This window comes from Algoriphagus sp., assembly GCF_024642405.1.
Taxonomy (GTDB): domain Bacteria; phylum Bacteroidota; class Bacteroidia; order Cytophagales; family Cyclobacteriaceae; genus Algoriphagus.
The window spans coordinates 1-6,220 of sequence record NZ_JAHEBC010000225.1 but is presented as its reverse complement, the minus strand read 5'-3'; the positions used below and the strand labels follow the sequence as shown (position 1 = coordinate 6,220).

Annotated in this window: 6 protein-coding genes; 5 read left to right on the top strand and 1 reads right to left on the bottom strand. The window is 38.1% G+C overall.

The window, feature by feature from the left end; all coding sequences use genetic code 11:
* The 3 genes from Q0L68_RS14705 to Q0L68_RS14695 all read left to right on the top strand — a co-directional run.
* The coding region (locus tag Q0L68_RS14705) for a 2Fe-2S iron-sulfur cluster-binding protein (RefSeq protein ID WP_296704677.1) at positions 1-272 on the top strand (272 nt) is incomplete at its 5' end.
* A gap of 117 nt (positions 273-389) precedes the next feature.
* Positions 390-839, top strand: coding sequence for a DUF4440 domain-containing protein (locus Q0L68_RS14700; protein ID WP_296704674.1), 450 nt, complete (start codon positions 390-392; stop codon positions 837-839).
* 61 nt (positions 840-900) lie between these two features.
* Complete coding sequence (locus Q0L68_RS14695; RefSeq protein WP_296704672.1) at positions 901-1,275, top strand: hypothetical protein; 375 nt, start codon at positions 901-903, stop codon at positions 1,273-1,275.
* Here Q0L68_RS14695 and Q0L68_RS14690 read toward each other — a convergent pair.
* A complete protein-coding gene (locus tag Q0L68_RS14690) occupies positions 1,272-3,203 on the bottom strand; it encodes a TIGR00341 family protein (RefSeq protein WP_296704670.1) in 1,932 nt (643 codons plus the stop codon). The two genes, Q0L68_RS14695 and Q0L68_RS14690, sit on opposite strands and share 4 nt — an antisense overlap.
* A gap of 211 nt (positions 3,204-3,414) precedes the next feature.
* Here Q0L68_RS14690 and Q0L68_RS14685 point away from each other — a divergent pair, with 211 nt between their 5' ends.
* Both Q0L68_RS14685 and Q0L68_RS14680 read left to right on the top strand, forming a co-directional pair.
* A complete protein-coding gene (locus tag Q0L68_RS14685; protein WP_296704668.1) occupies positions 3,415-4,956 on the top strand; it encodes a M20/M25/M40 family metallo-hydrolase in 1,542 nt (513 codons plus the stop codon).
* Positions 4,957-5,251: 295 nt separating this feature from the next.
* Positions 5,252-6,220: citrate:proton symporter (locus Q0L68_RS14680; protein ID WP_296704666.1), on the top strand; the 969-nt coding region annotated here is incomplete at its 3' end.

The window sequence follows — 6,220 nt, the reverse complement described above, 5'->3', positions numbered from 1 at the left end:
AAGCTCCAGATGACATGGGCTTCAGCCTGATGGAGATTTTGAAAGCTTCAGAATATCCCGTTTTGGCAACTTGTGGTGGTATGGCACTTTGTGCAACTTGCCACATTGAAGTTTTGGAAGGCAAGGATGAGCTAGGAGATGCCACTGATATCGAATTGGATCAGTTGGAAAACTTGCCGGAATACTTCCCTACTTCCAGATTAGCCTGTCAGATCCGGATCGGAGACATTCTAGAAGGAGCTGTTATCAAACTTCGAGGAGAAGATCAGTAAGCAATTACTTCCTTAAAAATCCTAAAAGTCACCTATTGCTGGGTGACTTTTGTTTTTGATACACTTTTAAAATTTTAACTTTAAAAGTGTAGATTAGAGAAAGAAATCCTTCTCTTTATGCTCAGAATCACACTATTTGCAGTCTTTTTTTGTCTAGGGTTTGGCTCCTTAGCTCAGACCTCCTCTCACACTAAAGAAGATTCCCAAGCTATCCTAAACCTGATCAATTCCTATTCAAAATCCAGGGATACCAAGGACACTATCTTACTAAAAAAAATCCTTACCAAGGATATTGACCAATTGGTCTCTTCTGGAGTTTGGAGGTCTGGGATTTCTGAAGCAATCAAGGGAATGATGGAAAGCTCTACAAGTAACCCTGGGGAAAGAACTTTGCATGTGGAGAGAATTAGATTCCTAAACGAAACAGTTGGACTAGTCGATGCCCGGTACGAGATCAAAAACCCCGATGGATCAGTTCGCAAAATGTGGAGTAGTTTTATGGTTGTGGATGATGGTAAAAGCTGGAGAATTTCTGCCATCCGAAATATGTTACCAGCTGGGAATTAAGTTTCGTTCCTGTTGCGTTTTGAAGAAAATCGACGTTCTATAAATCAGAATCTCATCTGATATGAAAAAATTAATCTTTCCTCTGCTTTTTCTTCTTTCAAGCTGCCAACTTATTAATGAGGATAGTAGAACTTATGACCTCACAGAATTAGAAGAGCTATACGAGAAAATAGTTTCTATATCAGAATCTAAGGTCTGTACAAATCCTTCTCAATGGAAATTTACAGCAATTGGAAATAAAGCCTGCGGAGGCCCCACAAGTTATATTGCATACTCTTCAGAAATAAACGAAAGTGAATTTTTGGATTTAGTAGCTCAATACACAAAACTTCAAAAAGAATACAATTCAAAAAATAATATCGGATCTGATTGTTCTTTTGTTAGTCCGCCTTCTGAAATTAAATGCGAGAATGGGAAAGCAGTATTCTTCTATTAATCTGTAGAAATCGTGTCTGTTTTATCGTCAAGATTTACCTTACCCATTCGAATCCCTAAAGTCAGTTCAAGTTCGATTGGCCTTCCTATTTTCTCTTCAATTTCAGATCTGATTTCATTAAAATCCGCATCATTTAGTTCACCTTCTGAAAGAATTGTCACTGCCAACCTTAAGGGCTGCATATTCACTACTTTTATATTTCGAAGTAAACCATGTGGGATTTCCTGACCGCTTAAGGCCTGAATGATACTATTTTCATTGACCATTTTAGAAAAACTTAAAGCCAAGGGAGTAGCAATTAAAACCAAAAGTACAGCACTGATCATTAAGCCCTTTTTGGCTAAACGAAAAGGACTGAATCCCAAAGTCATAAATGTCAAAGCAGCGGCAACTACAATTCCGGCCAAGTTAGTGCCCAAAAGTAACATTGCTCCAAAAAATACATTCCAGTCAGCCCAGCCCAGCCCAATTCCTGCTACAGCCAAAGGAGGCACCAAGGCCACTGAAATTGCCACTCCAGCCAATGTTTTGGCAATTTCTTCTTTACTATAAGCATAAGCACCTGCCATACCGGAAGCGACTGCAACTCCTAAATCCAATAGATTTGGTCGAATCCTTGCCAGAATCTGATCATTTAATATTTGAAGCGGAGTCATCCAAGTAATGATCATTGAAAAGATCAAGCCTAAGAGAACTCCCCAAAATATGGTAATCAAACTATTCTTAATCAGCAAACCATCCTGACGAAGCATACCCATCGCCAATGAAATGATCGGAGCCATCAAAGGTGCAAGAATCATCGCTCCAATTACTACTGGGGATGAATTGCCAAATAAACCAAAGGTGGCAATCATGGTAGATAGTACCATCAAAACCAAATAAGTTCCTGTGGTTTGGGAATTATCCCTGAGCAGTTTGAATAATTCCTTAAACTCCTCAGAAGTAGCATGCCTGACCCAAGGAAGATAGCCTCTTGTCAATTCCTCTTTGAGTTTGCCTGTTGGCAAAGTATTAAGATTTTGGACTTCTTTCCCATTGCCTTGCTCTGCCTCTAATACTGCTTTTCCAGGTAAAATATGAACCGGATGTTCATGCAGTTTAATCAGGATTTCTGCGCTTTCCTTTTCAATCCCGTCTATGGCAAAGTGTATTTTTTCTTTCACTTTCAACAGGATTTCTTTTCCTGTAGCATAGCCAACAAAACGAGGTAATTTATTGCCTTTAATTGGAAAAATAAGGTTTTGCAGTCCAAAGCGAATTAGGGAAATTAAGCTTTTTGGGGCAAAAATCAGTAGGTGGATCAGTTGATCATTCAAGCCCGAGTCTTTGATGATCCGCTTAAAAATCATATGGCTTTGACATTGAGCCACTGCGATAATTCCCATGCTTGCCGTTGAAATACCTTTATCTTCCTCGTTTTCAATTGGGAAACTGATATCAACAGCCTGTAATTTGACTCTCTGGAATATTTTCAAAAACTGACTAAATCGATTTTTCAAGCCTTCAAAAAAATCTGCAGACTTATCTCCGTAGAAAATACTCAAAGACTCTCCAATGACCAATGAATTTAAAACCAATTCATCATTGACCATCATCAAATCAATCTCATCTACTTCTTTCTTTTCGAAGATTTCCTCCAAAGCCCCTTCCATGTTCTTATTGATTCCAAATCCTTTTTGACCATGGACTAAATCTGGATGAGGCAATAATCCCAAAGAAGTTTTATGCTCATCTAGCTGAGAAATCAAACCCTTGAGTTGCTTGTCAGAAATCAGACAAATCAAAAAATCTGAATCTTTAAGGGATTTTGCATCCAATTCCTGAATTGGTATTTCTTTGGAAGGTTTGGTCTCAAATAATTCTCTGACCTTATCAACCTCTTCCTTTTCTAACTGATTATCAAAAACAAAAATCCTTTTATCCGCCATACCAAAAATGATTACTAATGCGCCAACTATTAAAGTTTAGAATCAAGTTCTAAAATTTAATTTAGCATTCTGAGAAATCGAGCTAAAAAATAACACAGGTTCAAACTGATTTTATCAAAAAATTCATTTAAACATGCCATTTATTTAAAAATTCATGAAATAATTACTTTCTGCCATATATTGAACAACCAACCATTAAAATAGCAATTCTATGAAAAAAACATTTTTATTAATACCAGCTCTATTAGCTGCAAGTTTTGCTTTTTCTCAGGAAAAAATAGATCTACAAGCCATTCAAAAAATCAAAAATGAAGGATTCAATAACTCCCATGTTGAAAAAATTGCCTTTGAACTTGTAGACAAAGCGGGTCCGAGGTTAAGTAACTCCGAAGGATATAATAGAGCCACAGATTATGCTGTTGAACAGTTGACGGCGTGGGGGCTTGAAAATGCCAAAACCGAAGCATGGGGTGAATTTGGAAGAGGTTGGGAAATGGAAAAAAGCTATGTGGCCATGACCAAGCCTTATTACATGCCTTTTATTGCCATTCCAAAAGCTTGGACTGAAAGCACCAATGGAGAAGTAAGTGGAAAAGTTATTTTTATAGAAGCCAGTACAGAAGAAGACCTGACCAAGTACAGGGGAAAATTGAAAGGTGCGATCATCGCTATAAAACCTTCCGGAGATCAAAGTCCTACTTTTGAGGCTGATGCTACAAGGTTTTCGGAAGAAGAATTGAATCAAATGGCTGCACCTCCAAGTTCACAGGGAGGAGGAAGCAGATATACTCCAGAGCAAATTCAAGCCTTGAGAGCTGCAAGAGCATTTTCCATGCGAATCAGTGAGTTTTTAAATGAAGAGGGGGCTGCCCTGATTATTAAAGGGGTTAATGGTAGACACGGAACTTTATTTACGAGTAGTCCAAGAGGCTATTTAAAAGATACTCCTATAGGAGTTCCTGAATTGGAAACTGCTCCTGAAAATGTAAACCTATTAGCCAGACTGGTCGAAAATGGTGTGGAAGTGGAAGTAGAAGCTGAAATCAAAAGCAGGTATTTGACAGATGATTTACAGGGATACAATGTAATCGCTGAAATTCCAGGAACTGACCCTACTTTGAAATCAGAACTAGTGATGCTTGGCGGTCACTTAGATTCTTGGCATGGTGCCAATGGGGCTACAGATAATGCTGCTGGCTGTATTGTGATGATGGAAGCAGTAAGAATTTTGAAAGCTACTGGACTTCAGCCTAGAAGAACGATCCGAATTGCCCTTTGGGGAGGTGAAGAACAGGGACTTCATGGTTCCAGAAATTATGTACAAAACCATTTCGCTGACAGAACTACCATGGAGCTAAAGCCTGATCATGAGAAACTTTCTGCATACTATAACATCGATAATGGAACTGGAAAAATCCGGGGAATCTATTTGCAGGGGAATGAATCGGTAGGGCCTATTTTCGATCAATGGTTTGAACCTGTCGATGATTTGATTGAAAACAGAACGATCACAATTCGTGATACAGGAGGAACTGATCATCAAAGTTTTGATGGAGTGGGGCTTCCAGGCTTCCAGTTTATCCAAGATCCTATCGAATATAGAACCAGAACCCACCATACCAACATGGATAATTTCGAAAGATTGGAATTGGATGATTTGCGCCAAATGGCAGTAATCGTTGCTTCTTTCGTTTATAATACTGCACAAAGGGACGAAAAACTTCCTCGTGAGGAATTACCAAAAGTGGATTAAAAAGTCATTCAAGATTTAGAATCAGGAGTAATTAACGTTTAAGCATTGAATATCATAGAAAGGTACTGTTGTCTGCAGTACCTTTCTGTTTTTAGTGATATTGAATAATTATACTTTTAGCCAATTGAATTGATTACCTTTTAAAATAAGAATGGAGATGTTCAAATTCAATGTGTCCTTTTGAAACAATGAATTTTATGAGTTTATTGGTACTAATTATGAAGCTAAATTTTCCAATTAATCTTTTTCAAAAACCCATAGCACAAAAGATTTTAGCCTTTAAAATGATGGAGAAATGTTAGCAATTTGGGGGCTTATCACGATCGTTCTTCTTTTTGTTTTAGTACTTGGCAAAAAAGTATCTCCTGTAATTGCTTTAATCCTTATTCCTGTCTTTTCTGGAATTTTTGCAGGTTTTTGGAAAGAGTTGCCAGGGTTCATTGGTACAGGACTTTTGAACATTGCGCCAACTGGGCTGATGTTCATTTTTGCTATTCTATTTTTTGGCATCTTGATGGACGCTGGAACTTTTGACCCAATTATTGACCGTCTTTTGACTTTCGCAGGAAATGATCCTGTAAAAATCTCGATAGCAACTGCCATTTTAGCTATGCTTATTCATTTGGATGGATCTGGAGCAGTCACATTTTTGATAGCTATTCCAGCTATGACACCCGTGTATGATCGGATGAGAATGAGTCGTCTGACACTTGCCTCTATCGTAGCATTATCTGCTGGCACCATGAATATACTTCCTTGGGGAGGACCTACCTTAAGAGCATCAACTTCTTTGAATATCCCAGTAACAGAGCTTTTCAATCCTTTATTGATACCAGTCCTAGTGGGTTTAGGTTGCGTCTTGGTAATTGCATATTATTTTGGGTTACAGGAACGTAAAAGTATTAATCCAATAGAAAACCTAGATTTTCATACCGTTCAGCATCCAATTTCTGAGAAAAAGGAACTGGCAAAACCAAAGTTGTTTTGGGTCAATATACTTTTTGCATTAGTGACAATCAGTTGTATCATTTTCAATCTTGCACCACCACATATTGTCTTTATGATAGCTTTTGCTGTTGCACTTTTGATAAACTATCCAAAGGTATCTGAGCAAAAAGCCCGTATAGATGCTCATGCCAAAGAAGCTATGTTGATGGCTAGTATCTTATTTGCCGCAGGGTGTTTTACAGGTATTTTAAAAGGAACTGGTATGACCGAGGCAATGGCTGGAGAAGTTGTGAATTTAATACCGGAGCAGGTAGGC